Source organism: Hafnia alvei, assembly GCF_900095695.1.
GTDB lineage: Bacteria > Pseudomonadota > Gammaproteobacteria > Enterobacterales > Enterobacteriaceae > Hafnia > Hafnia alvei_B.
The window spans coordinates 299,006-325,359 of record NZ_FMIQ01000006.1 but is presented as its reverse complement, the minus strand read 5'-3'; the positions used below and the strand labels follow the sequence as shown (position 1 = coordinate 325,359).

Here is a 26,354-nt window from a genome sequence, read left to right as displayed (position 1 = left end):
TAAAATTCGTACTACTTCTACTGGAACTGCTCAACACACGTCTGCGCTAGGCAGAACGTGGATACGGTTCACCAAGACTCAGCGCGGTTTTCATTGCTTCGACCACTTCGCCATCGACGCAATAATGAGTAAATTCATCAAACTCACTGTCTGAGCACATTGTCACTCCCGCCTTACGGTAGCGCATCGCTGACGGCACCATATGGCCCGCAGAGCTGTGTACTTCACTCAAACCAACCTCTTGGAATTTATGCAGGTTCGTTAAACGCACTCCTGCACCCGCCATAATGACCGGCCCTTGAGTTTCATTAAGCAACTCTTTAAGCAGCGGTAAGCCAACTTCAGCGCTTTGCTGCTGACCAGATGTCAGAATGCGCGCAATCCCTAAATCGGTCAACTGGCTCAACGCAACGAGTGGGCTCACGCACATATCAAAAGCGCGATGGAAGGTGATCGCCATATTACCGCTCAGCTGCATCAGCTCACGCATTCTTGGCAAATCGATATGACCTTCAGCGTCTAACATACCGATGACAGCGCCGGGGAAGCCCATATCGCGGATCATCGCCATGTCATTTTTCATCACTTCAAATTCAGTATCGCTGTAGCAAAAATCTCCGCCGCGTGGCCGAATAATTGGATGTACGGGAATAGAGACCTTATCGCGAGCCAGTTTCAGGGTCCCGTAGCTTGGCGTTAAACCACCGTCTAACTGGCTTGCACAAAGCTCAATACGGTCTGCACCTGCGCGTTCCGCCGTCAGGGCGCATTCCACCCCGAAACAACAAATTTCCAATTTCATAATGAAAAAACCTCCAAAAAAAACCGCCAAAACAGACTACGTTACGTGAAAACTTTTCATTCCAACGTAATGACACTTGAGAAAGTGGAACCTTCTCGCGTAGGCTGACAAAAAACGTGATAAGTATCGTTCCCAGTAACGAACTCTTGATACGCTTAAGAACACTCATACAAACCGGCAGAAAAACGCACATTAATCATCGCCATGACGTTTTTACCGTCTGTTTTACTATTGCCTACTGGGGCAGGAACTAAGCCTACTAAAGGATGAATACTATGACATTCAATTTTGATGAATGGGTCGACAGAAGTCACAGTGATAGTCAGAAATGGAACAAATATGCGAACAAAGACATCATTCCGATGTGGGTCGCTGATACCGATTTCCGTTCCCCACCGGCTGTTATTGATGCGCTGCAAAAACGCGTTGCTGAAGGCGTATTTGGCTACGGTGACCCATCACAGGAATTGGTGAGTATATTTATTGAGCGCATGCGCAATTTATACCAATGGGATGTAAAACCTGAATGGCTAGTCTTTTTGCCGGGTATGGTTTGCGGCTTGAACCTAAGCGTTCGCGCCTTTACCGCCCCTCAGCAGCACACATTGGCGCCCTTCCCAATCTATCCGCCGTTTGTTAAATCATCCCGCTTTGCCCATCGTCAACAGTTGTCTATTCCCGTGAAGTTGCGCGATCAACGCTGGGTAATGGATGTAGACAGCGCTGAGCAACAGCTTACTGGCAATGAAAAACTCATGATGCTGTGCAACCCGCATAATCCGGGCGGTACCGTTTATACGCGCGAAGAGCTTGAGGCTCAGCTCGCCTTTGCACAGCGTCACGACCTCGTCATCTGTTCTGATGAAATTCATTGCGATCTGCTACTAGAACCGGGAGCAAAACATATTCCCATCGCCTCTCTGAGCGATGAAGCAGCCCAGCGCAGCGTCACGCTGATGGCACCATCAAAAACGTATAATATTGCCGGACTCGGCGCGACTATTGCCATTATTCCAAATAAAAACCTACGCGATCGTTTCAACGCTGAACGCGCGGGGCTGGTTCCTAATGTAGATATTTTAGCTTACGTTGCCGCCGAGGCTGCTTACCGTGATGGACAAGCGTGGCTTGACGCTCAGCTTGATTACCTACGAGGCAACCGCGATCTGCTGGTGAAGCGCATCAATGCGATGAAAGGTCTGTCTACCGTTAATCTCGCTGCCACCTATCTGGCTTGGGTCGATGCATCCGAACTGCCGGTTGATAATCCACATGCGTTCTTCGAGCAGGCCGGCGTCGGCCTGTCACCGGGCGCAGATTTTGGTGATGCCAAATTTGTGCGCATTAATTTTGGCTGCCATCGTGATCTTCTGGTCAAAGCGCTCGACCGCATGGAAAATGCCATCAACGCCCTGTAATTTTCCATAAAAAAAGCGCCATGTCCCACAACGGAATGGCGCTTTTTTACTTTGAAACTCACGCTTACTGCTGTTCGCTCGCCACAATTTCACGAATAGAGTAAGGATGGAATTTTATCGTGACTTCACCATCGGTGACCGCCAATGTCGGATTTGGCAAACGCTCTTGCTCCCCTTTTGGGCTGCTGAATTTCAACTTAATGCCCGGCGCCAGCAGTGCCGAATCTGACAGTAATTCTAGCGCGCGCGGATGCAAGGTTTCAGGATCGCCGCCAATAACCAATTCAACATGCTCCCAGCCTTCGTGCGGATAGCGTTTTTCACCCGGGTAAGGCAGCTCCACGCAGTCAATCAGCCACGGTCCCACACGAAGCGGCTGGCTGAGGTCAAACAAACAAATGGGCCGACCGTTAATCATATTTTCAGACAGCAGTGTTCCACAAGTTTCGAACCCCGCTCTCCAGCGATCGGCCGTGGTATTCTGGTGACAGCGTAAAGAGATATGGTCCGCGCTGAAGGCAGATAAATCGAGCTCAAGCTTGTCGGCAAACCCCTGTAACAGCGCAGTAAAACGATCTAAATCTGCATCTAAATCGCGCAGTATTTCAATCTCTGCCAAAAATGTCATTTTCTCTCTTCTCCGCTATCTACAAGGCTGCGTACTTTACCTGCTCTTTTCACAGACTTCCACGCCCTATTTATGGCGGCTATATTCGCTGCATAAGCGCATGCTTGCTGACTCACGCAGCGAATTGACATATAATTATCGGCTGTTTTGGTGCGTATGCGCCTCGATTAACGATCTCACATATAAAACGCCGTCGTCACACACGTCTGGCGTTACAAACTTAAGGTAACCCGGTGAATATTCAGGTACTTCTTTCAGATAAAGTCACCCAAGCTCTGGTGGCTGCAGGCGCTCCTGCTAACAGCGAAGCTCTTGTCCGTCAATCCGCGAAAGCGCAATTCGGCGACTATCAGGCCAATGGCGTCATGGGCGCGGCAAAGATTCTGGGTATTGCTCCACGACAACTGGCAGAACAGGTGCTAACCCATCTTGAGCTAGACGGTATCGCTAACAAAGTCGAAATCGCGGGTCCGGGTTTTATTAATATTTTCTTAGATCCTGCATGGTTGGCAAAACAAGTCGAAGCAGCGCTGGCAGATGAGCGTTTAGGCGTTGCTCCGGTGAAACCACAAACTATCGTGGTTGACTACTCCGCGCCTAACGTCGCCAAAGAGATGCACGTCGGCCACTTGCGCTCTACCATCATCGGTGATGCATCCGTTCGCACCTTGGAATTCCTCGGCCACAACGTTATTCGCGCCAACCACGTCGGCGACTGGGGTACCCAGTTCGGCATGCTGATCGCCTATCTGGAGAAAATGCAGAACGAACACGCGAATGAAATGGACCTTTCCGATTTGGAAGCCTTCTATCGCGAAGCGAAAAAGCATTATGACGAAGATGCCGCGTTTGCTGAGCGCGCACGTGCCTATGTAGTCAAACTGCAGGGCGGCGACGAATACTGTCGCCAAATGTGGCGCAAACTGGTCGACATCACTATGTCGCAAAACCAGAAAAACTATCAACGTCTGAACGTCACCTTAACCAAAGATGACGTGATGGGTGAGAGCCTATACAACAGCATGCTGCCTGGCATCGTTGCAGATTTGAAAGCCAAAGGTTTAGCGGTGGAAAGCGAAGGCGCAACCGTTGTATTCCTCGATGAATACAAAAACAAAGACGGTGAGCCTATGGGCGTCATCATCCAGAAAAAGGATGGCGGCTACCTGTACACCACCACCGATATAGCCTGTGCGAAATATCGTTACGAAACGCTGGGCGCTGACCGCGTGCTGTATTACATCGACTCCCGCCAGCACCAGCACTTGATGCAGGCATGGACTATCGTGCGTAAAGCGGGCTACGTACCAGACTCTGTTAGCCTCGAGCACCACATGTTCGGCATGATGTTAGGCAAAGACGGCAAGCCATTCAAAACCCGTTCAGGCGGTACCATTAAACTGTCTGATCTGTTGGAAGAAGCGGTTGAACGCGCAGGCAAACTGATCGCCGAGAAAAATCCAGATCTCAGCGGCGAAGAGCTGGCTAAGCTGGTTGAAGTTATCGGCATTGGCGCCGTGAAATACGCGGATCTGTCAAAAAGCCGCACCACAGATTACATCTTCGACTGGGACAACATGCTGGCGTTCGAAGGCAACACCGCGCCGTATATGCAATACGCATATACGCGTGTGTCTTCCGTATTCAAACGCGCCGGTATCGATGAAAAATCCCTGACGGGTGACATCGTCCTGACTGAAGATCGCGAAAAAGCGCTGGCGGCTCGTCTGATTCAGTTCGAAGAAACCATTACTCAGGTGGCTCGTGAAGGCACTCCGCACGTCATGTGTACCTATCTGTATGACTTAGCGGGTCTGTTCTCAAGCTTCTACGAAGCGTGCCCTATCCTGACAGCCGAAAGCGAAGTACAGCGTAACAGCCGCCTGAAATTGGCTGCGCTGACGGCACGAACGCTGAAAACAGGTTTGGATACGCTGGGTATCGAAACCGTAGAGCGTATGTAATTCCTCGCGTGTCATTTGACACGCGTTGCCTCATAAAAAAACGGCTCATATGAGCCGTTTTTTCAATTTAGCCTCGTTCCAATACCATCAGAACTGGCTCTCATCAAACAGTCGTAACTTCTTATCAACGGAATAATTAATGCCATTGAAATGCAAGGTATAGTCGGCTTGCTTTTTCGCAGCTTCTGTCTCCGTGCATTCATCTTTTCTCTTGGTTGCTTCACTATGAACCGAGACTTCATGTACGCCAAGATCGGCAAAACCTGAGGTTGAGGTTTTTAAAATAGAGATCGTACGGATTTTTTTATCAAAATAACCGGCACAATCACCATCCCACTCCCCGCCAAGATCCTCAACCGTTAACTGATTCACCATCAGCGGCAGCGCCTTATCCTTCAGGACATATAAATTGAGATTGTTATACTCAATAGGGTTGACTCTTGAAGCCCCATGCCGGTTAAACCGAATACCAAAAGCCCTTAACTCAGGGGTAAGTTGGTAACGAGCGGTATCGATAGTGACGCTGCTCAAAGCGATCGCATCATTCGTAATCGCTCGAGGATGATAGTTACGCGCTAAAATCTTCCCCGACTGTGTATCAGTCACCACGACGTCAACATCGTAGTCAAACAGAGACTCATCAAGCGACTTATTTTCTGGCTGATTAATTAACATCACCATGATGGTTTTATCTGGTGAGTAAGGCCAAACTTTGCACACGCTCAAGCTATCATCATCAACCGCACGGGAGCCGTAAAGCTCGTGGGAGATAGACTTGAGTTGCTCTTGGCAATCAGCCATTGCCATAGGCGTTACCATCATCGCGCCGGCTAAAATCAAAAATCGCTTCAATTTGTCATCCTTAACCATCATCCACAATATAAACGTACGCTACACGCTATACCACGACGTTGCGCGTAAAGTCTCGTACACGGAATCCAAGCAGTGCCAATGCTGCAAAATAGGAGCCCGCACCAACCACTACCACCGCCATTAAGCGTAACAAACGCATCAGCATGTTGCCTGAGTCCCACGCTGGCATAAACCACATCATACCAATGAGCACCGCAGTCATGATAACAACCGCGACCACCAGCTTAACCAAGAATAGGGTCCAGCCCGGCTGAGGGGTGTACATTTTTTGCTTACGCAACTGCCAATACAGCAGGCTAGCATTAAGACAGGCCGCAAGACCAATAGAGAGAGAAAGCCCCGCGTGTTTAAACGGCCCAATAAAAGCTAAGTTCATCAGCTGAGTCAGAATCAATGTGGCGATGGCAATTTTCACCGGTGTTTTGATGTTCTGACGGGAATAAAACCCGGGTGCCAACACTTTTACCAGGATGAGCCCCATCAAACCGACTGAATAGGCAATTAACGCTCGCTGCGTCATCTCGGTATCAAATGCGGTGAACTGACCATATTGGAACAGAGACGCAATCAGTGGCTTAGATAAAATCCCCAGCGCAATTGAGCTCGGCAGTGCCAATACAAAGCACAGACGCAGCCCCCAATCCATCAGGCGGGAATACTCTTCATGCCGTCCACTTGAAACGCTTTTCGCCAATGAAGGCAGCAAAATAGTGCCCAATGCCACGCCCAAAACGCCGGATGGGAATTCCATTAAACGGTCAGCGTAGTACATCCAAGAAACCGAGCCCGACACCAAAAATGACGCGAAGATGGTGTTGATGATCAATGAAATCTGGCTCACGGAAACACCAATAATGGCGGGCCCCATCAGCGTCATCACGCGCCAAACGCCTGCATCACGCAGGTTCAAACGCGGCAGGACTAACATCCCAATCTTTTTCAAATGTGGCAGTTGATAAGCCAACTGCAATACGCCACCCACGGTGACCGCCCACGCCAATGCCATCACCGGTGGATGGAAATACGGAGCCGCAAACAGAGAAAAACCGATCATGCTGACGTTTAAAAAGGTCGGCGCGAAAGCAGGCACCGAGAACCTATTCCACGTATTCAGTATTGCGCCCGCTAACGAGGCCAAAGAGATCAATAAGATATAGGGGAAAGTGATGCGCAAAAGCGACGAAGTCAGCGTAAATTTATCCGGCGAATCGACAAAGCCCGGCGCAGTTACATAAATCACCCACGGCGCTGCCAGCATGCCGAGAACCGTAACCACCGCTAGCACCAACGTGAGCATACCGCTGACGTAAGCAACAAAGGTCCGCGTTGCCTCTTCACCCTGCTGACTTTTGTATTCCGCTAAAATAGGCACAAATGCCTGTGAGAACGCGCCTTCAGCAAAAATACGTCTTAACAGATTCGGCAGTTTAAATGCGACAAAAAAGGCATCTGTTGCCATTCCTGCACCAAAAATACGCGCCACAAGCGCATCCCGCGCAAATCCCAACACGCGCGAAAACATGGTCATCGAGCTGACCGCCGCCAGTGATTTTAATAAATTCATGAGTTAGTTTTTTCAACGGTTGCGGCCCTTACTGAATAACAGCAAGGGCAATTTAGGAGCACTAGTCTACTTATCTCACGCGGAAGATCTAGCTAGAGATGTTACAAACCAAGATGATGGGGATAAAATGCGCGCCAATGCGCCTACTGAGAAAGTAGGCTTTCAATAATTCGCTGAGCGGCAATCGCCTGTTCACCCGAGGTTATTGGCGCCGTTTGGTTCTCAACGCTGTCGATAAAATGATTCACTGCGCCAACAAATCCTCGTTGCTCAAGGGTTGATTGCCAGCCAGAGATAGGCAACTCACTCAAAACGGTATCACGTTCGATGTGCAAGCTCCTAAGATCCTGCGCATCATAAATCGCCCCGTTACTGACAACCTGCATCACTTCACGCTGCGATCCCGCCGCACGGTGCATGGAGGTGGTAACCTGAATCTGCCCTGCGCTAAAGTGATGCTCGGCATAAATCATTTGCCCCACGTCGTTGGTGTGCAAGGTACCCGACTTTAGCTTTAAGTTTTTGCCGCTCATCCATAGCGCCGTATCCACCACGTGCAGATAGTCATCAAGCAAAGTGAAGCGAGCATCCTTGGGGCCAATATTTTGATGTCGATGTTTATCCATGCGAATGGCGGCTATATCGCTGGCCTGCTGTTTTATTTGCACGTAGCGCGGGGCAAACCGGCGATTAAACCCCACCATTAAACGACAGTTTTTCTGCTCAGCTAACGTAATTAATTGCTCGGCCTGATCGAGCGTTTCCGCCAACGGCTTATCGACGTAAACATGTTTGCCGCGCAGCAAAAGCTCGCGCACGACATCAAAATGCGTATTGGTGCTGCTGTGCACAAACAGCGCATCGCACTGTGCGGCAAGTTCATCTAAACGAGAAAATGCCGTCATTCGGTAGCTATCGCAAACTCCCTGCGCCTTAGCCAGCGTGGGAGAAAAACCACCTACCAACTGCCAGCGCTCTGCCTGACTCAAAATAGGCAAATAGGCTTTTTGCGCGATACCACCTAAACCAACAACGCCAATACGTAATTTCGTCATTCTTGTTCTCTTAGTCAGCAAGGTGATCTAGCAGGCTTTGTACGCGCTCTTTTAATTCGGCCACTTCGGCTTCAAGGGCTTCGACACGCTCGGCTAATCCACTATCAGCCGGCGCACTGTAGGTACTTTCAATAGCCGAGGTCGCAACGTTTTCAACCTCACCGCTAAAGAGATGCGCATAGCGGCTTTCACGTTTACCCGCCTCACGCTCTAGACGCACCACAAAAGGGCCATCTTCGCGCGCAGCAAGCTCATTGAGCACCTGTTCAACCTGCGTCACATCGCTAAACTCATGCATGCGGTTGGTACGCGTGCGCAACTCGCCGGGGGTTTGCGGCCCGCGAAGTAATAGGCAACACACCACCGCAACTTCGGCATCTGAGAATTTCAGGTTTCCGAACTCTGAGTTACAGAACCGATGTTCGTATTTCATCACGCGACTGCCGGGAATACTTAATGAACGCACCTGATGCTTTTTCATCAACATATCCAACGTTGACTGCACGTCAGACTCGCTAAGATCCATCACCGGCTCACGGTTGGTTTTCTGATTGCAGGCGGTGGTTAAACCATTGAGAGAAAGTGGATATTGATCGGGCGTCGTGACCTGCTTCTCAAGAAAACAGCCAATCACGCGAGCTTCAAGTGGAGATAATGGGTTTTTCATTGGTCTTAGATCCTTGTGAACGCAAACAGTTAGCGCGGCGCAGTCCATTCTCGATTAACCAGCGCAGTCAAAACGTGATCCTGCCATTTACCGTTGATCAGCAGGTAATCTTTGGCATAGCCCTCTTTCTCAAAGCCCATACGCTTGAGTAAATCCCCACTGCGTTGGTTATGCGGCATATAGTTAGCCATAATCCGATGCAGCCGCTGCTGGCGGAACATATAACGAATCGCCGCCTGCGCACCTTCATACATTAAGCCCTGCCCCTGCCATTTCTCACCGAGCGAATAGCCAAGATAGCAAGCATGGAAAGAGCCACGCAGTACGTTACTGAAATTAGCCACACCTCGAACTTCATTCTCATCGTGATCGAGCAACAAAAAATAGTAGGCGCTACCCTGTTTTTGCAGCTCATTGATGAGTCCTAATCGAGCCTGCCAGCCCGAAGGATAACAATGACTTTCATCGCGTACAGGTTCCCATGGTTTTAGGAACTCGCGGTTTTCTGCGTAATAGTCGGCCAAACGATAGGCATCGCGGTCATGAACCAAACGCACCACCAAACGATCGGTGGTTAAACGGACTTTTGGCCCGCTATTGTGATAGCCAAACATCGATCCTCCAGCCCCACGTACAAAAATTTTATTACTTATCACTATAACCGCTCTTTGTATGGCGGGTAATACCTTAGCTGTAGCAATATTGCGCACTTAGCAGCGGTTAAGGCCTTTTTATTCTATTTCTGCTGTCTGGTTAACGGTTAATTTCTTACTGCTCATAATGAAAAGTATTATTAGGGTGACTATTTGCAGAAAAATATTATTAATCAAACCTATACCCACGCTGAAAATGGGTAGAAAATGAACGAGTCAATCCCTCCTTTTTTATTTTCTCGCTGATGGTGAAACATGTCGCTGGTGTCGCAAGCTAGGAGCTTGGGTAAGTACTTTTTATTGTTAGACAATTTACTGGTTGTACTCGGTTTCTTTGTCGTTTTCCCTCTTATTTCGATTCGCTTCGTCGACCAACTCGGTTGGGCCGCGGTAGTGGTGGGGGCAGCGCTGGGATTGCGACAATTAGTCCAGCAAGGATTAGGCATTTTTGGTGGTGCCATCGCCGACCGCTTTGGCGCAAAACCGATGATCGTCATTGGCATGTTGCTGCGCGCTGCGGGGTTCGCCTCAATGGCGGTTGCCAGCGAGCCTTGGATCCTGTGGCTCTCCTGCGCCCTCTCTGCGCTGGGTGGAACGCTGTTTGACCCGCCGCGCACTGCGCTGGTGATTAAATTGACCCGCCCGCATGAGCGTAGCCGCTTTTATTCATTGTTGATGATGCAAGATAGCGCAGGTGCCGTGGTGGGTGCGCTGATCGGCAGCTGGCTACTACAGTACGATTTTCATTATGTGTGCTGGGTCGGTGCGGCTATTTTCGTGCTGGCGGCGGCCTGTAATGCGTGGCTACTGCCCGCCTATCGAATTTCGACGGTTCGTGCGCCGATAAAAGAAGGCATGATGCGCGTCATTCGCGACCGGCGTTTCCTGCTTTATGTTCTGACGCTGACGGGTTACTACATGCTGGCTGTTCAGGTCATGCTGATGTTGCCCATTATGGTCAACGAAATTGCAGGCACACCAACGGCGGTAAAATGGATGTATGCCATAGAGGCTACGCTGTCTCTGACGTTGCTCTACCCTATCGCGCGCTGGAGCGAAAAGCACTTCCGTCTCGAAACACGGTTGATGTTTGGGCTATTGATTATGACCATCAGTATGTTCCCTGTGGGTTTAGCGACCGAGCTGCGCACGCTGTTTATTTTAATCTGTTGCTTCTACTTCGGCTCAATTATCGCTGAGCCAGCACGTGAGACGCTAAGTGCCTCATTAGCCGATCCGCGTGCGCGAGGCAGCTATATGGGCTTTAGTCGTTTAGGCTTGGCGCTGGGTGGCGCTATCGGTTATACCGGCGGCGGTTGGATGTATGACACCGGCCAAGCACTTGGAACGCCGGAACTGCCGTGGTTTTTACTCGGTGTGGTCGGCGTGCTTACGCTGATTCTATTGTACTGGCAGTTCAATCAACGCAGCATCGCTCCAGCCGTGTTGGGTGGGAGCTAAGCTCCGCTGAAGTACTGCGTTCTGAATTTTCGTCATTATCTGATTCAGAACGCAGTACGTTCCCTCTAAATTCATTTGAACATTTTGCCCATCATCTGTGAAAAAGGTGTTTTTCGTCCGGCGATTAATGCGCATTAACAGGATGAAACATACGTTATTTTTCTCTCTGATAGATCTATGACACAATCAGGTCGATAGCATTAACATGTTAATTAGCACACTTATTTTATTCTGTATTTAGAGGTCAGATAATATGAAAAAGGCGATTTATATTGCAGGGATCGTTGCTGCGGGGCTGGTATTAGTAGCCTGTAATAAACTGACCCAATACACCATTACTGAGCAGGATATGAACCAATATCTGCAAAAGTATAATAATTTTCAGAAGCAAATTGGTATTTCAGGGTTAGTTGACGCCGATATCACCGTCGACCAACTTAACAGCCAAATTGGACGAACTGACCCCAATAAAATTACGCTAACGGGCCATGCCAAAGTCAATATCAGCTCAATTCTTGGCCCACAGACCAGCGATCTACAAATCACACTGCAGGCGCAGCCGGTTTATAACAACGAGCAAGGTGCCATTTTCCTGCGTGATATGGAATTAACCGATTACACGGTTAAACCTGAAAAAATGTCTGGCGTGATGAAAGCGGTGGTTCCGTATTTAAACCAATCGTTAAAAACCTATTTTAACGAAAAAGCCGTTTATACGTTGGATCCGAATAAGAGCGAAAAAGAAGCCTTGGCGAAAAAACTGGCTAAAGGCATCGAAGTTAAACCGGGCGAAATCATTATTCCTTTCACTGATTAATACTCGGCCTGCCATAATAAAAAGCCGGCGCTCATGATTGAACGCCGGCTTTTTTATTGAGCAGTTCGAAAACGTTTATTCGGCGTCTTCGGCAAAGCTCTCATCTTCAGAAAGTTCATCCCACACAGCGCGATCTGCGCCTGAACTTCGTCTTCGGCAGACTGATCTTCCAACCACGATGCGGCAAGCAACAACTCCCCAAACGCATCTGCAGACAGGTTGCCTAAAGGTATTCCACGCTGGGTTAAAAAATCGCGAACGCTTCCACAATGAGTTTACAGTTAACTCAAACTGATACAGCACAATGAGCTGCAGCGCTTATATCGATAAAGGAATGTAGAATTACCAAAAGCCTTTTTGAAATCTATAAAATTTTTCATTATTAGTACTTTCCTAAAGTAGAAATGATACAAGCGTTATTAAAATCCAAAAAACAACAAAAAACACACAAAATATCTTAATTTATAGCAATTTTCTGCAATGACTTTTATTTTAGATTTCAATAAGTAATATATAAGAAAAAATAATAATTAGGACTAAAAATGACACAGACAATCCAGCAGATAGTGACTCAACGTGACATTAAATGCCTACTACATTTCACTCGTGTTGAGAATTTAGAAAGTATCATGGCTAACGGCATAATCCCTATTGCTACGACGCGCCAAAATCAAATGCCAGTACTGAGCAATGATGCGTTTTGATGGGATGGATATCCCAATGCATCCTGCTTATCGATCTCTTTTCCAAACTCTCTGATGTTCTACAAATGCCGTCAAGCTGATACACATGCTGATTGGGTTGTTCTTGGAATAAGCCCCAGAGTGTTGTCAGATAAAAACTGTGCATTTTGCAAACGAAATGCAGCAACAAAAGAAATTAGTGGGCAACCATTGGAAAATTTGCAAACCCCAGCATCGCTAGAAGGCATGTTCGAAGAGATTGAAAATTACAGCTCACGTCAAATGCAAGGTTTGAAGCCAAGCCACACTACAGATGTGCAAGCAGAAGTGTTAGTATTTGATGTCATTGAACCCCAATACATTTTTGGTGCTGTCTTTAACAAACAAGACCTTAAAACCCATTACGACAGATTCCTTGAGGGTAAGCAATCACACCTACAAGGAATTAATAGTGGATATTTTTACCGCCGCTGAGGCTAATTATGGCTCAAAGACCTGTATACGTTCCTATGAGTGAAAAATCACTCTTTGTAAAAACTGAATTTGTAGACTTCACTTGGTTTCCAGGCATGTCCGTCTCCCAAAAACAGAAATCGATAGATTCTCTCCATGAAGCAGCCAAAACAAGTCTGCCTAATGTGAATAAGATTCTTGAAATTTCCAGTAAGTCTCGTGACCCCCTCGGAGTTGCACTGAGTGCTTTCAATCTGTCGTTCACTACGCTCAAACAGCAGCGAACACTAACTATCGAATGTGCGTTTCAGGGTAGTAAAGTATTTCAACGTGGCGGACCATATGTCGATATGTTTGAAATGACGCCTCGTGAAGCAAAAAAAGATAAGCGCCTACTGACTTCAGGTCGTCTGACTGGATTCAAATTTTTCGGTAAGGAATGGGAGTTAGAGCCTCAAACCGCTTTTTATGACTGGCTTTACATCAGCGCATTGAGGAAACAACCAAAAGTTGCCGAGCAGATCGTTGATTATGACGCGTTCACAGATATTGAATTTAATCCAGAACGTTCTATCAATTGCCAAGCTTATTCAGCTGCTCTTTACATATCTCTGTTTAAGTTAGGTATTCTTGATGATGTTATTTCCTCAAAGGAACGTTTTTTAGAGACAATCAAGAGTGTATCTATAAGTAACTCTCAACAAGATGAAACTAATCAATCTGGCTTTTGTTTTTGATGCCGCAAATATGTAGAATTTAAAAATTAGCGAGAAAAATCTTCATCTTTTACTAAGCATATCTATAAAATATTATGGTCATGTAGAGATATAAATCGGTATTCAATTATGAACACCGATTTTTTATTGAGCAGTTCGAAAACGTTTATTCGGCGTCTTCGGCAGAGCTCTCATCTTCAGAAAGTTCATCCCACATGGCCTGAAGCGCTTCACGCGTCAACTCAGCCAGCGTGCGATAAAACGCGGTGGTTGCATGCGCTTCGACTTTACCCAGAAACTTACCGCACCACGGCAATAAATACTCATCAAACAGCGCGATTTGCGCCTGGACTTCGTCTTCGGCAGACTGATCTTCCAACCACGATGCGGCAAGCAGCAGCTGCCCAAAGGCGTCAGCAGGCTGGTCACTCAAAGGCATTCCACGCTGGGTTAAAAAATCACGAACTTCCTGCTCGGTGGCATTCTCTTGATAATCGCTACGATGAATATCAACGGACGCGTCGTCACCGCTAAACATGGCGTCGTAATCAGCGCTTAACGCGGCACGATCTTTCGCTGCGGTTTGCAAACGGGTCAGCAGCGCATCTTGCTCAATTGGCCAAAACTGCTGCAGTTTACCTTGCGTCATCAGTTCAAATACGGGAGTCAATACGGCATCCTGCGGCTGGCGGGAAAACAGGCTTCCCAACAAACGGCAGATGATAGAAAAATCGTTCATCTCTAATCCTGAAAAATATGGCCTGAAAAATATGGCCTGCAAATACGGCTAAAAAATGTGACATTGTCACTTCACGCGAGTTGCTAATTAATTACCAATCGGCCAGTTCTGGGATCGCACCCTTCCCTCGCTCAACCAGAAAATCGAGCAGACGGCGCGGCGTTACGTTGAGCACCCGATCCTGCGGGAAGTTTACCTCATTCATGATCTGGATACAGTGATCAAAACTTCCCAGCGAAAATGCAACATGCGAATCTGACCCTAGCGACAGATAGCCACCGGCATCACGCACCGCTTCCGCAATGGCTCGGCAGTTTGCTTCACTACCAATTCGCGAATGTGTAAATGAGGAGTTGTTCAGCTCTAGCGCCACGTTATAACGCGCAGCCGCTTCAGCAACCGCGCGAATATCGATTGGAAATTTCGGATTGCCCGGATGGCTAATAATGTCAGCATCGCCGTTGGCCATGGTGGCGATCATCGCTTCGGTATGGCTATCGCGGTCGCGCGGTGCAAACACCGGCTCGTGGAATCCCGCAATAATCAGGTCCATCTCGTCTAACATACGGCCCGTGCAGTCAATTTCGCCCTGCGTATTCTTAATGTTAGATTCGATGCCGCGCAAAATAGCCACGCCATCAACAATGCGTGGCCACACACGCATGTTCATGAAATGCCAATAATGCGGCGCATCGGCCATATCAGGGCCGTGATCGGTAATGGCAAAAAGTTTGATACCACACTTTTTTGCTTGGGCGATATAGTCATGAAGGGTGCTGTAAGCGTGGGTACTTGCCACGGTGTGCATATGCAAATCTACGGGATACATGGCTTCTCCTGTCTAAGGCCCGCTGGTTTTGGCACCAGCAGGCGTGTCCCTATAAGGTTAGCAAATAGAACGTATTCATACAGCAATGAATATTTTCTAAAGCATCAATAACCTAAATCCATGTTTACTACACCTTCCGGCGTTTTCCCAGCTTCAATCGCCAAGATGTTTTGTGCGACATAATCCATCGCAACGTCGGGCAGGGTGATAGCGGCGATATGTGGCGTAATCGTCACTCGAGGGTGTTTCCAGAAAGGATGATCGATCGCCAAAGGTTCTTTGGCAAACACGTCGAGCGTTGCCGCGGCAACCTGTCCAGACTCCAACGCAGCCAGCAAATCATCCTCTTTCATGTGCGCGCCGCGCGCCAAGTTGATGATATAGGCACCCGCATTAAGCTGCGCAAACAGAGACTGGTCGAGAATACCCACGGTTTCTGGCGTATTCGGTAGCAGGTTTATCAGCAACTGGGTCCCTTGGAGGAACGACGCAAACTGATCTTGACCGAAGAAACTCTGAACGTCGCTATAGTGTTTTTCCGTGCGGCTCCAGCAGCGAACCTGTAGGCCAAACGAAGCCAAACGCTCAGCCACTTTTCCGCCCAGAACCCCCGCGCCCAAAACCCCCACCACAAACTGCGAGGCGTCATGCGGTGCCAGATACTGCCAGACACCCTGACGCTGTTGCTGCTCGTACTCGTCGAAGCGACGGAAATAGCGCAGCGCGGCGGCCGCCGCATACTCTTCCATCTGCAACGCCATTCCGGTGTCTTCTAAACGCACCAGCGGAACACCTTTCGGCAACGTTCCTGGATTCGCCCTTTCCTGAGCTAAAATCGCGTCAACGCCTGCGCCCAGCGCAAATACGCCGCGTAAATCTTGACGCTTAGCCAGCATCTCAAACGGCGGTTGCCAAACCAGCGCATAGTCTGCGGGCTTATCATCCCCAGATTGCCACTGGCGAATATTCGCTTCCGGTAAGCGTTTCCGCATACCATCCAGCCAAATCTGCGCATTAAAAAACGGATGGTAGTAAATGATATCCACTTCGTGCCTCCAGTTTTCTGTCTTAATCACATTGTTCGCTCGCGCGGTATTATCTAGCCTGATGCTGTTGGGCAATTAATCGACGCAGCAGCGGGATTAACAACACCAACACCACGCCGGTGGCGACAGAACCCCAGCCTAACGCATTGAATACGCTGCTGTAGCCAGGGTTAGTTTCTAACGGTGTGCTGCCGCTATTTTGCGGCATCAACCCTGAAACGTATCCGGCCAGCACGGAGGCCACGCCGGTGACCATCATCCAACAGCCCATCATCAAACCTTGATGGCGTGCCGGCGCTAGTTTTCCGATCATCGCGTAGCCAATTGGCGAAATCATCAGTTCACCAAAGCTTTGCAACACATAGCTCAACGCAATCCATTTGAATGCGACTAAACCATCACCGCCTGCAAGTTGGATCCCCAGCGGCAGAACCAGCATACCTAATCCCATGCAAAACAGTGAGGCACAAAATTGCAAAGGTATATCAATGTTTAAGCCACGTTCACGTAAGCGTTTAAATAGGAGTGCCATCAGCGGTCCACCGACGACAATCACTACCGTATTAATATTTTGGATCCACTGAGGTGCTACGCGCAGACCATAAACATTCAGATCGATATTATGCTCGGAGAACAGCATCAAGCCCATTGGGGCCAGCTGGTACAGCGACCAAAACACTAAAGATCCTGCCGCTAAAATCAGGTAGGCCACCATACGACGACGCTCGTCGGCTTCACGATGACGCAGCGTCATAATGCACAGCATAATGAAAATCAGAATGCCTAACACGACCACGAAATAGCTGCTGAAATCGGCGTGGGTCAGCAGCACACGGATAATCGGCACCAATGCCACCAGCACAACCAAGCCCGCCAGCATTCGCAAATAGAAAGATTTGCGCGATGCCTGCTTGAGAGGAGTATTGATGTCCGCCAAGATGCGCCAGCGCGATAGCGTAACCAGAATGGCAACCGCATTACCGATGGTGGCAAATAAGAACAGTGCGCGATAGTTTTCACTGAGTTGGAAATACCCCGCGACGGCAAAACCGGCAAAAAAGCCAAGGTTCATGCCCGCATAGTTCCACAGGAATGCGCCTTCACGGCGATCGTCGTCTGGGGCAAAGCGTTGGGTCAGCATCATGTTCAGGCACGTGACGTTTAATCCGCTGCCGGTAAGGAACATCGCCAATCCCCAATACAGGCCTGATACGCCCATCTCAGCAATCATGTAACAGCCGATGACCTGCAATACCATACCTAAAATAAAGAGGTTACGGTTGCTCAGGCAACGGCCACCAAGATAGCCGCCAAACAGGTGCAGCCCATAGTTAAACGCACCAAAGACGCCCATCATGGCATTGGCATCGCTTTCGCTGAATCCTAGCCGCTTGGTCGCATACAGCACCAAGGTGGAGTAAAGCACGGCAAAACCAAGCGTTGAAAAGGTTTGGATAAAGAATAGTGCACCAGAGCCAGCCGGAATGGCGCTGCGGTGTGAAGATGGTTGAATGGGTGTCGTCGAGCTCACCGCTGTCCCCTTACTAAATGATGTTGTAGACACTCTTCCTGAGGATTACCTGGGCCTAGGCTCGGCGGGCTTGTTGGCTATTATTCCGTTATCTTTTGTTCAAGCCTCGTTCTCATTTAGCGGGATAAATATCCAAAACACCAGAGTTAATGTTGTTATTTCGTCTGTTTAGTCATTATTTATCCAGTTTATTGGCGTAACTATTCACGTTTGCTGGTTTTAAAAACTTACGTCGCCTTCATGTATACATCTTGAAGCTAATGTTTTTATATACAAAGGCCATTACAATCTGGTTTTCATTATTGATAAGGCTGATTATGCGTCTGCGAAATCTACTCCCTACCCTTTTGACCAGTTTGTGTTTGCTCACCCCAGCGGTGTACGCCGATACAGCGGAACCTACGGCGGCATGGGTGCAAACTCTAAAACAGGCAGAGGGCCAAACGGTTTATTTCAACGCTTGGGGTGGTAGCACGCAGGTGAATCACTATCTCGACTGGGTAACGGCCGAGCTGCAAACCCGCTACGGTATTACGCTAAAACAGGTAAAAGTGGCAGATATTGCTGAGACAGTTAATCGCATTCGTGCTGAGAAAGCCGCTGACAATACCGCAAATGGCAGCACCGATCTGGTGTGGGTCAACGGCGAAAACTTCAACGCCTTAAAACAAAATGGTTTACTGTATGGCCCATTCGTACAGGCTTTACCCAACTGGCAATGGGTTGATAAAAAACTGCCGGTAACGCAGGACTTCACCGTATCTACCGACGGATTTGAAGCGCCTTGGGGCGTCGGGCAACTGGTCTTTATTCATGATGTAAAAGCCACGCCGAATCCTCCTGCCGATCTTTCCGCATTGCTTAATTATGCGAAAGTTCATCCAGGACGTATTACCTATCCACGCCCTCCTCAATTCCACGGTTCCAGTTTCTTGAAAATGGCGCTGATCGGGCTAACGTCGGGCGTTGCGCTAGACAAACCGGTCGATGCAGAGACATTTGCCCGCGATACGGCACCGCTGTGGGCTTATCTCGACGCCCTGCATCCGTTCCTGTGGCGGCAAGGGAAAGTATTCCCAGCCAGCGATGCGCAGATGATCCAGATGTTTAACGATAATGAACTTGATATGGCGATTACGTTCAATCCTGGCATTGCGCCAGCGGCTATTGCCGCCGGTAGCCTCCCGCCCGATGCGCAAACTTACGCATTAAATCAGGGTGCACTCACCAACGTGCACTTCTTAGCGATCCCCTTCAACGCACGCGACAAACCCGCTGCCGAAGTTGTGATTAATTTCCTCATGTCGCCAGAGGCACAGGCACGTAAGGCTAATAGTAAACAGTGGGGAGATCCGAGCGTTTTAGACGTTGAGCGTTTACCACCGGCTGAGCGCGCACTATTTACCGCGCAGAAACCGCTGTTTAATGCCATCGCGGAGCCTCATCCGTCGTGGCAAGTGGCATTGGAAGCTGAATGGCAAAAACGCTACGGGCACTAACAGGGTGTTGTAAAAGACGCCAGCTATCGTTGAGGAAAACAACAATCTGCTGATTGTTTAGCTAAACAGTTGGTTTTGATAAAAATAAAGTTGACGCATCACGCTGTTTTCCCTACATTAGCGCCCATCGCAACGGCGACGCTGCGATAAACGGTGAGGTGTCTGAGTGGCTGAAGGAGCACGCCTGGAAAGTGTGTATACGCGAAAGCGTATCGAGGGTTCGAACCCCTCTCTCACCGCCATATTCTAACAAAAAGCCCTGAATGAAAATTCAGGGCTTTTTGTTTTTCCCCTCATCTAGCATCACACATGCCCATCCTCTCTAATTCGCAAATCGGCATACGATAAAAATACTGTTTTATCTTAATACAAGATACAGATCATTTATGTGTTGGATTTTTGAGTATATAAATAGATACGTTGCTTATTTAGCATAACAATCTATTAAAGCTAAATTTTATGGATGAAAAAAATGGATAATAAAATAGCTCGTATCTGCTGGAATAGTAATGATTGGAAAAAGCCTTCAGGCCCGAATGGAAAAAGTACTGATAACAACTCATTCGAAGTGAACCCTGGATTTGGACACGAGGAATGGTTGTTCGACTATACAAATTTAATTCACGGATATCAGTACTCTTTTCTTCAACCCATTAATAACAATGCTCATAAAGGGAGGGTCTACACGATATATTTATATTACTTTGAGAAGGCATCTAGCAAAAAAATCTGTATAGGTCACATAGCGAATGTGGTCTGTATAGATGAGCATGAAGCCCAAAGTGCTATTAACCACTTCTGGGAAAATGGTCGATTAGCAAAAATGCAGCATGATTTATCCTCAATTGGATTAGAGCCTACATCGATAACTAAAAACACATCAGCCCTTCTAAATTTCAATATAAAGTTCAAACCGGATGATGTTGTATTATATAACAACCCAATAGATATTACAGAGAACATAAAAAACCATAGATATATTTTACTGAATACAGATGAAGCTCCCTTCGAAGGGAAAAAAGACAATATTGATCCATTATCATCAGATATAACTAGCATTCTTACCTCCGATTTGAGCGATACTGAGAAGGATACGCTTATCAAGGCGCGTATTGGTCAAGGCCGTTTTAAAGAGAATGTGATTAAAACCTGGGGCGGGGAAAAATGCGCAGTAACATTAGTAAATATTAGAGAGATGCTAATAGCATCTCACATAAAACCCTGGCGAGATTGTGAAAGCTCGGATGAAAGGTTAGATGGCGCTAATGGTATATTATTGTGTTCTCACATAGATAAACTGTTTGATCGTTATATGATTACTTTTAAATTTCAAGGCTACAAGTGCATATTAAAAATTTCTCAGCATTGTGATAAGCAGCAACTGAAGGGATTGGGTATATGTGATGGCGAAGAGTTAAATCTAGATAATATCAATGTAACTGAGTTAAGTCGTTTTAAAAAATATATAGAACATCACAATGCTATTTTTGACCAAAATAACTAATGCGGGCTCTCTGTTCTAACAAAAAGCCCTGAATGAAAATTCAGGGCTTTTTGTTTTTTATCATTCAGGCGTGCGTGCTAAATGGCTAAATGACGTTCAGTTTCACATCAATATTGCCACGGGTTGCGTTGGAATATGGGCATACCTGATGCGCTTTCTTCACCAGATCCTCTGCCACGCTACGTTCGATACCTGGCAAACTGATATCCAGCTGAACCTCAATCCCAAAGCCTCCTGGAATTTCGCCTATTCCCACGGTACCTTCAATCTGAGCATCGGCGGGAACTTTGACCTTTTCTTTCGAGGCCACAAATTTCAGCGCGCCGAGAAAACAGGCCGAATACCCTGCGGCAAAGAGCTGCTCTGGATTGGTCACCGCACCACCTGCACCGCCCATTTCCTTTGGTACGCCCAACTTAACATCCAACACACCGTCAGATGAGGTGGCACGACCATCTCGGCCGCCGGTGGCTTTCGCTTTTGCACGATAGACAACTTTTTCAATCGACATAACGTTTTCCTTTTGGCTGATTAGAGAATTGTGGTTTAGTCACTTTAATTTGGTAACTCACTTATATTGGGTAACTGTAGTACATCTCGACCAAGGATGATGTCAGAGCACTCCGATTGGCTATTCCCTCGCCAGACGCGCGTTTTTACTGAAATTATTCTTGACCCTGCGAGGGTGAATCCCTATAGTAGCGCCCCGTTGCAGTGCATAGCACGGCAACGAAACGGTGAGGTGTCTGAGTGGCTGAAGGAGCACGCCTGGAAAGTGTGTATACGCGAAAGCGTATCGAGGGTTCGAACCCCTCTCTCACCGCCATATTCTATAAAAAAGCCCCGAATGAAAATTCGGGGCTTTTTTATATCTAAAATTTAGGTTGGGGCATGACTCTTGGCCTCACACTATTCCGTCAGGCCAAGAATCGTTAGCCACCTACTTTCCGGCGTTTTTAGCTGCCAAAGAGCGCAGTAGCACACCCAGCGTAGTGCCGTTATGCAGCAACGCACTGGCGGTTGGCGTTAACCAGCCCAGCGCCGCAGCCAGCATAATGGAACTGTTCACCCACTCCGTTAGACGAATATTGCTGTTGACCAGCTTCATCGCTTCCAAAGAGAGCTCACGTGCGGCCACAATGCCGTGCAGATGATCCTGCAACAGCACGGCGTCTGCCGCCTGCTGAGCCAGCTCCGTGCTCTGGTTCATCGCTAAGCCTACGTTGGCCTGCGTTAGCACCGGAGCATCGTTGATACCGTCGCCCACGAACAAGACGCGGTGTCCCTGCTCTTGTAACTGACGCACCACGTCAACTTTGCTTTCTGGCGTTGCCTGCGCATAAAAACGATCAATGCCCAGTTCCGCGGCTAATTGCTCCGCTTTCTCCGCTTTATCGCCGGTCAGCAACACAACGTTGTTGATGCCATGCTCGCGCAGCTGTGCAATTACCTGAGCAGCCTCTTCACGCACGTTGTCCTGTAGACCAATCATACCCACGAGCTGATTATCCAAACCGATAAACAGAAGATGACGGCCTTGCTGTTCCAGCTCAGCAATTTCATCCGCATACGGGGCAAAATCGATATCATAGTGACAGCTGAGGAAGTGACGGCTACCAATCACCATCTGGTGATCGTCCAACTCACTCAATAGGCCATGGGCAATCACGTATTCAACTTCGCCGTGGTTAATGTGCGGTAATTCGTGATGTTCTGCTGCCGCTACCACCGCACGCGCCAATGGATGATTGCTGTGCTCTTCAACCGACGCGGCAATAGCCAGCAAACGTTCAGCCCACGTGCGCTCCGGATCGAAGCTCACCACATCGGTCACCAGCATGTCGCCATGGGTGAGCGTGCCGGTTTTATCGAAGACGACGGTATCAACCGCTGCCAACTGCTCGATTGCACGACCGCCTTTCAACAGCAGGCCGTTGCGCGCAGCACGATACATGATCGACTTGAACGCGATTGGCGTACTGAGTTTTAACGCACATGAGTAATCGACCAAGAACACCGAGGCCAAGCGTTGCCAGTCACGGGTCATTGCAAATACCGAGGCCCCCACACCCAAGGTGATCGCCACACGGCGATCGGCCATTTCCTGCGTGACCTTCTGCGTCTCACTACGCTGGCTTAATGAGTCAGTGATAAAGCGGCGGATATTGGCCGTAGAAGAATCATCGCCAACGCGTTCGGCACGCACGGCGATATTGCCATCTTGTACCTGCGTACCCGCATAGATCCACGCGCCAACCTCGCGGCGAACGGGAACGCCCTCCCCGGTCATCGATGCTTGGTTGATTAACCCGACGCCACGAATCACGGTGCCATCGGCGGGAATATTATCGCCCGGCCCCAATAGCATCACATCGCCGTTAACCAGAGCTTCAGACTGGATTTCAACGCTTTGCCCATCACGCTCAACCCAAACCGGATGCTCGCGCGGCTGCATGAGGCTTGCCAACAACGCATCGGAATGACGGCTGGTTTCCTGCTCCATATATTCGCCAAGCGTCAACAGCGATTGGGTCAGCATCGCGGTACGATAATCACCGCGCGCCATCGATAACCCTAGCGCCAGCGCGTCCAGCACTTCGACTTTCAGCTTACGCTGGGCAAGCTGATGTGCCCCTTCGCTCAACGTCGATGACGTCAGCAATAAGGTTGGCAACGCCGCCCATTTTTTGGGTAACAGCTGAGAAAGCGCCAGCCCACCGATGTTAAGTAGGTTATCCCCGCCACAGTATTCGGTTTCGTATTCGCCTTCGGTTCGCTGCGCCCAATCGAGGCTGCGCAGCTTAGCTAATAGCGGTTCCTCGCTGGTCGCCGCCACGTCATAGGTGATGACTGCCGAACGTGCCTCAGGCCGCAGGCGTGTCCCCGTCACACCGGGGAATGAAAGCAGCTGACGCTTCAACCATGCCGCACAATCTGGCATGGTGCGAAGCTGAGGAACACGCACGCGCATACGCCCTGGCAGACGGTGTACAACAACAATCATGTCAGGAGAGATAGCTTTCACTCGGCGTCCTGTTCCTTGCTGTGGTAATAATCGAGCTCGGCCTGTAAATCTGCCAGACGCTCTTTGAGCTCTTCCACTTCGCCCCGCACGGTTCCCCATGCTTTGCTCGCTGTGGTGGTGATCCCCTGCTGAACCTGACGATTAGTCAGTAAGTACGCGATAGCTGCACCAGCCACCATGCCAGTTAGCAAGTGAGTACGTCCATTCGCCTGACGATAGTTCGAAGGCTGAGGCGCAGCGGGCTGTGCAGGCATCTGCTGTGGATTAACATAGCCTTGCGCATTGTTGTAGTAGTAATACGGGTAACCATAAGGATAGTTAGGCTGATTCATTGTCATTTTCCTTATTTTTCATTGCGTCCATCAGATAAAGTCCGGCAGCTCCGGCACTGATCACGGTCAACATCGTTAAGAGTGGGCGGCCCGCCGTTGCGCTGGCGACCGCCATCACAGCACCGCTAACCAAACCCGCTTTGGTGGCATCGCTAACCACTTTCGCCGCCGTTTGATTGAGGCTTTTCTCACCGTTCTGATAGCTGCGCCACTGTTCAATACAAGACGTCGTCGTTCCTACCAAGGCGCCAGCAATCAACGCGCGGCTGACGGAACTTAATTCATCACGATTGTTGCTCATCCAGAGATCCTTCCGTCTCTTGCCCTTCTCCCATCGCAGCGGCGGCAGGCGCAGGCTGGCGATGACGTTCTACTGACTCAGTGAAACCATCTTTACCGGCTTTCAGCGTGTCACGAAAAATCGTGCTGCTGGTGGTAGCGGTTTCTTTGATCGTTTCTGCTCCGCTCATCACGCCATCTTTCACTTTCGCACCGCCGGTTTTCAACAAATCGCCAGCGTTAGCCACGGTTTGCATCAACATGTTGCGTACGCTTTCGTTGGTCAACAGCAGCGTGGCAGCTGCGCCGATCATCGCGCCTTTCCAGAATTCTTTATCGTCGGCACCAATTGTGCTGATGATGTTTTTCAGCAAACCAGCCTGTTCGCCCATCATGCCTTCAACCATACCCTGCGCCTGTGAGCTCCAATCAAATCCCGGAGCAGCTGCGTGATGATGGTGATGTGGATGATGCGGATGTGGCATAGCCTGTTGCGGTGGCATCATTGGCTGCTGCGGCATCGGATAGCCCATTGGAGGGAATCCCGGCATCATGTGCGGATACCAAACCGGCTGCTGTGGCCAGCCCATCGGCGGCTGCTGCGGCTGCGGGGGCATCTGCTGAGCAGGCTGTTGTTGCATCTCAGGCATTGGCGGGTAATACGGATAGCCAAACGGTGGATAATAAGGTGCACCCTGATTCATTGGGTTATTGTTGTCGTTACTCATAGTGTGTTCCCTTATTTGCTTTCTGAATGTGAAAGAATGGAGTAAATCTGCTCAAGAGCCTGATGAGCGAGAGCGTCGTCATCGCCAAAAAGCTGATTAAGTGTTGTTGGTGAAATGTGCGCGGCACTGTATTCCAGCACCAGACTTCCCGTGGACGTATTCAGTGAATAGCTACGCAGATAGCCCTCTGGGTGGCATATTTCTTCAAGTGCAGACAGCTTGTTCTTGCTTAAACCTGAAATCAGGCGATTGGTGAAGCGCAAACGAATGCGCCCTGGAATATGATGAGCCACCTCAACAAAGCGACGTAGCGTCATGAGTCCGTTTAAATCTTCTAACTGCATGAAAAATCCCGTTCATCATTGGCGTTCAAGTGCAAAGTACTTTGGATGTCTAGGGCTAATCTATCGTATAAAGCTATAGGTATTCACACTAAAAGTAAGCTTTTAGCGCTATGTTTGCGGTCCATCAATTAATGATCGAAAGTGAGAATTGATACGTTCTGAAAGTGCGGAAAAAGTCGACAAGGGATAGACAGAGTGATTTCATTAATATAAATTATTCTCATTACGGTTATCATGTATGAGGCTCACATGTCACCTTACCTGCACCAAACTCAAAATCGCATCCGTGTACGTTCGGATTTTATTCAGCGCAATCCAAAGCTTGTCAAAGAAGCGATCAAACAACTGCAAGCGACAGATGGAATTGAAGAGATCACTCACCGCCTTTATGCGGGCTCGGTGGCGATTCGTTTTGACTCTAAGCAGGTCAAAGCAGCAGCTCTGCTCGCTCAGATTGAGGCAATGGGCTGGTTGTCTGTGCAAAAGGACAAAGACTACATTGATAGCACCATTCGCCGTAGCGCGGTCTCTTTAGTTAAAGGCATCGCCATTCTGACCTTAAAACGTACCGTGGGTGGCTCACTGGTAAGCGCGGTTACTGCCCTCGCCCGCTAATGTATATTCTTTCTTAAACGCCGTTTCTGCCCGCAGAGACGGCGTTTTGCTATCTAGTGAATTAGATTCGTGATAAGCATCGCGGCTGAATTAACGTTGAACGTGCTGAGTTATAACTAACCGGTCTAG

The 26,354-nt window shown here is 48.8% G+C and carries 27 protein-coding genes, 2 tRNA genes and 1 pseudogene; 12 read left to right on the top strand and 18 right to left on the bottom strand.

The window, feature by feature from the left end; all coding sequences use genetic code 11:
- Positions 1-46 precede the first annotated feature (46 nt).
- Positions 47-805 (bottom strand): copper homeostasis protein CutC, encoded by a 759-nt coding sequence (gene cutC, locus BN1044_RS03090; protein ID WP_072307617.1) that lies wholly within the window; start codon positions 803-805, stop codon positions 47-49.
- 272 nt (positions 806-1,077) lie between these two features.
- Here cutC and BN1044_RS03085 point away from each other — a divergent pair, with 272 nt between their 5' ends.
- On the top strand, positions 1,078-2,220 hold the full coding sequence (locus BN1044_RS03085) for a MalY/PatB family protein (protein WP_072307501.1): 1,143 nt from the start codon (positions 1,078-1,080) through the stop codon (positions 2,218-2,220).
- Positions 2,221-2,284: 64 nt separating this feature from the next.
- Here the strand turns inward: BN1044_RS03085 and BN1044_RS03080 are convergent, their stop codons facing one another.
- Positions 2,285-2,848 (bottom strand): VOC family protein, encoded by a 564-nt coding sequence (locus BN1044_RS03080; RefSeq protein WP_072307500.1) that lies wholly within the window; start codon positions 2,846-2,848, stop codon positions 2,285-2,287.
- 233 nt (positions 2,849-3,081) lie between these two features.
- Between BN1044_RS03080 and argS the strand changes: the two genes are divergently transcribed.
- Positions 3,082-4,812 (top strand): arginine--tRNA ligase, encoded by a 1,731-nt coding sequence (gene argS / locus BN1044_RS03075; RefSeq protein WP_072307499.1) that lies wholly within the window; start codon positions 3,082-3,084, stop codon positions 4,810-4,812.
- 87 nt (positions 4,813-4,899) lie between these two features.
- Here the strand turns inward: argS and BN1044_RS03070 are convergent, their stop codons facing one another.
- From BN1044_RS03070 to rimJ, 5 genes are all read right to left on the bottom strand, one after another.
- A complete protein-coding gene (locus tag BN1044_RS03070) occupies positions 4,900-5,664 on the bottom strand; it encodes a PA3715 family protein (RefSeq protein WP_139130874.1) in 765 nt (254 codons plus the stop codon).
- Positions 5,665-5,710: 46 nt separating this feature from the next.
- Positions 5,711-7,249, bottom strand: a complete 1,539-nt coding sequence (murJ, locus tag BN1044_RS03065; RefSeq protein WP_072307498.1) for a murein biosynthesis integral membrane protein MurJ — start codon at positions 7,247-7,249, stop codon at positions 5,711-5,713.
- A 143-nt stretch (positions 7,250-7,392) separates the two neighbouring features.
- Entirely contained in the window at positions 7,393-8,304 is a 912-nt protein-coding gene (locus BN1044_RS03060; RefSeq protein WP_072307497.1) for a Gfo/Idh/MocA family protein, read from the bottom strand.
- Between the two features lie 10 nt (positions 8,305-8,314).
- Entirely contained in the window at positions 8,315-8,971 is a 657-nt protein-coding gene (locus BN1044_RS03055; RefSeq protein ID WP_072307496.1) for a DUF480 domain-containing protein, read from the bottom strand.
- A gap of 29 nt (positions 8,972-9,000) precedes the next feature.
- Positions 9,001-9,585, bottom strand: coding sequence for a ribosomal protein S5-alanine N-acetyltransferase (gene rimJ, locus BN1044_RS03050; RefSeq protein WP_072307495.1), 585 nt, complete (start codon positions 9,583-9,585; stop codon positions 9,001-9,003).
- A gap of 294 nt (positions 9,586-9,879) precedes the next feature.
- On the opposite strand from rimJ, the gene mdtH reads away from it, so the two are divergent.
- On the top strand, positions 9,880-11,085 hold the full coding sequence (gene mdtH / locus BN1044_RS03045) for a multidrug efflux MFS transporter MdtH (protein ID WP_046457730.1): 1,206 nt from the start codon (positions 9,880-9,882) through the stop codon (positions 11,083-11,085).
- Positions 11,086-11,338: 253 nt separating this feature from the next.
- Positions 11,339-11,902, top strand: a complete 564-nt coding sequence (locus BN1044_RS03040) for a lipoprotein (protein ID WP_072307494.1) — start codon at positions 11,339-11,341, stop codon at positions 11,900-11,902.
- Positions 11,903-12,027: 125 nt separating this feature from the next.
- Here the strand turns inward: BN1044_RS03040 and BN1044_RS23805 are convergent.
- Positions 12,028-12,162 (bottom strand): annotated as a pseudogene (locus BN1044_RS23805) (molecular chaperone); the annotation flags it as partial.
- 282 nt (positions 12,163-12,444) lie between these two features.
- Here BN1044_RS23805 and BN1044_RS23530 point away from each other — a divergent pair.
- The 3 genes from BN1044_RS23530 to BN1044_RS03025 are packed head-to-tail and all read left to right on the top strand — an operon-like array spanning position 12,445 to position 13,775.
- Positions 12,445-12,606, top strand: coding sequence for a hypothetical protein (locus BN1044_RS23530; RefSeq protein WP_168780333.1), 162 nt, complete (start codon positions 12,445-12,447; stop codon positions 12,604-12,606).
- Between the two features lie 54 nt (positions 12,607-12,660).
- The gene (locus BN1044_RS03030) at positions 12,661-13,059 is read left to right on the top strand and encodes a DarT ssDNA thymidine ADP-ribosyltransferase family protein (protein WP_072307493.1); all 399 of its coding nucleotides are present in this window, start codon (positions 12,661-12,663) and stop codon (positions 13,057-13,059) included.
- An 8-nt stretch (positions 13,060-13,067) separates the two neighbouring features.
- On the top strand, positions 13,068-13,775 hold the full coding sequence (locus tag BN1044_RS03025) for a DarT1-associated NADAR antitoxin family protein (RefSeq protein ID WP_072307492.1): 708 nt from the start codon (positions 13,068-13,070) through the stop codon (positions 13,773-13,775).
- A gap of 145 nt (positions 13,776-13,920) precedes the next feature.
- Here BN1044_RS03025 and BN1044_RS03020 read toward each other — a convergent pair whose 3' ends face one another.
- From BN1044_RS03020 to BN1044_RS03005, 4 genes are all read right to left on the bottom strand, one after another.
- Entirely contained in the window at positions 13,921-14,493 is a 573-nt protein-coding gene (locus BN1044_RS03020; protein ID WP_072307491.1) for a TorD/DmsD family molecular chaperone, read from the bottom strand.
- 91 nt (positions 14,494-14,584) lie between these two features.
- Complete coding sequence (locus BN1044_RS03015; RefSeq protein ID WP_072307490.1) at positions 14,585-15,322, bottom strand: phosphatase; 738 nt, start codon at positions 15,320-15,322, stop codon at positions 14,585-14,587.
- 104 nt (positions 15,323-15,426) lie between these two features.
- Positions 15,427-16,368 (bottom strand): glyoxylate/hydroxypyruvate reductase GhrA, encoded by a 942-nt coding sequence (gene ghrA / locus BN1044_RS03010; protein ID WP_072307489.1) that lies wholly within the window; start codon positions 16,366-16,368, stop codon positions 15,427-15,429.
- A 49-nt stretch (positions 16,369-16,417) separates the two neighbouring features.
- Positions 16,418-17,899: a peptide MFS transporter gene (locus BN1044_RS03005; protein WP_072307488.1), complete on the bottom strand. Its 1,482-nt coding sequence runs from the start codon at positions 17,897-17,899 to the stop codon at positions 16,418-16,420.
- A gap of 317 nt (positions 17,900-18,216) precedes the next feature.
- Between BN1044_RS03005 and BN1044_RS03000 the strand changes: the two genes are divergently transcribed.
- From BN1044_RS03000 to BN1044_RS02990, 3 genes are all read left to right on the top strand, one after another.
- Positions 18,217-19,398, top strand: a complete 1,182-nt coding sequence (locus BN1044_RS03000; RefSeq protein WP_072307487.1) for an ABC transporter substrate-binding protein — start codon at positions 18,217-18,219, stop codon at positions 19,396-19,398.
- Positions 19,399-19,550: 152 nt separating this feature from the next.
- Positions 19,551-19,640, top strand: a tRNA-Ser gene (locus tag BN1044_RS02995).
- Between the two features lie 230 nt (positions 19,641-19,870).
- Positions 19,871-20,902 (top strand): HNH endonuclease, encoded by a 1,032-nt coding sequence (locus tag BN1044_RS02990; RefSeq protein ID WP_072307486.1) that lies wholly within the window; start codon positions 19,871-19,873, stop codon positions 20,900-20,902.
- Between the two features lie 85 nt (positions 20,903-20,987).
- Here the strand turns inward: BN1044_RS02990 and BN1044_RS02985 are convergent, their stop codons facing one another.
- Complete coding sequence (locus tag BN1044_RS02985) at positions 20,988-21,413, bottom strand: organic hydroperoxide resistance protein (protein ID WP_072307485.1); 426 nt, start codon at positions 21,411-21,413, stop codon at positions 20,988-20,990.
- A 225-nt stretch (positions 21,414-21,638) separates the two neighbouring features.
- Between BN1044_RS02985 and BN1044_RS02980 the strand changes: the two genes are divergently transcribed.
- Positions 21,639-21,728, top strand: a tRNA-Ser gene (locus BN1044_RS02980).
- Positions 21,729-21,842: 114 nt separating this feature from the next.
- Here the strand turns inward: BN1044_RS02980 and BN1044_RS02975 are convergent.
- From BN1044_RS02975 to BN1044_RS02955, 5 genes are read right to left on the bottom strand one after another with little or no spacing between them, the layout of a single operon-like run.
- The gene (locus BN1044_RS02975; RefSeq protein ID WP_254663913.1) at positions 21,843-23,927 is read right to left on the bottom strand and encodes a heavy metal translocating P-type ATPase; all 2,085 of its coding nucleotides are present in this window, start codon (positions 23,925-23,927) and stop codon (positions 21,843-21,845) included.
- Entirely contained in the window at positions 23,924-24,259 is a 336-nt protein-coding gene (locus BN1044_RS02970; RefSeq protein WP_175421580.1) for a YtxH domain-containing protein, read from the bottom strand. Before BN1044_RS02970 ends, BN1044_RS02975 begins: the two co-directional genes overlap by 4 nt.
- A complete protein-coding gene (locus BN1044_RS02965) occupies positions 24,246-24,560 on the bottom strand; it encodes a magnetosome protein MamC family protein (protein WP_004090330.1) in 315 nt (104 codons plus the stop codon). The genes BN1044_RS02970 and BN1044_RS02965 overlap by 14 nt, the downstream gene beginning before the upstream one ends.
- Positions 24,544-25,266 carry a YtxH domain-containing protein gene (locus BN1044_RS02960; RefSeq protein ID WP_072307483.1) on the bottom strand — a complete coding sequence of 241 codons (723 nt, stop codon included), beginning with the start codon at positions 25,264-25,266 and terminating at the stop codon, positions 24,544-24,546. The genes BN1044_RS02965 and BN1044_RS02960 overlap by 17 nt, the downstream gene beginning before the upstream one ends.
- Positions 25,267-25,277: 11 nt before the next feature.
- Positions 25,278-25,610: an HMA2 domain-containing protein gene (locus BN1044_RS02955; protein ID WP_072307482.1), complete on the bottom strand. Its 333-nt coding sequence runs from the start codon at positions 25,608-25,610 to the stop codon at positions 25,278-25,280.
- 249 nt (positions 25,611-25,859) lie between these two features.
- Here BN1044_RS02955 and BN1044_RS02950 point away from each other — a divergent pair, with 249 nt between their 5' ends.
- Positions 25,860-26,225 (top strand): HMA2 domain-containing protein, encoded by a 366-nt coding sequence (locus BN1044_RS02950; protein ID WP_072307481.1) that lies wholly within the window; start codon positions 25,860-25,862, stop codon positions 26,223-26,225.
- Positions 26,226-26,354 lie beyond the last annotated feature (129 nt).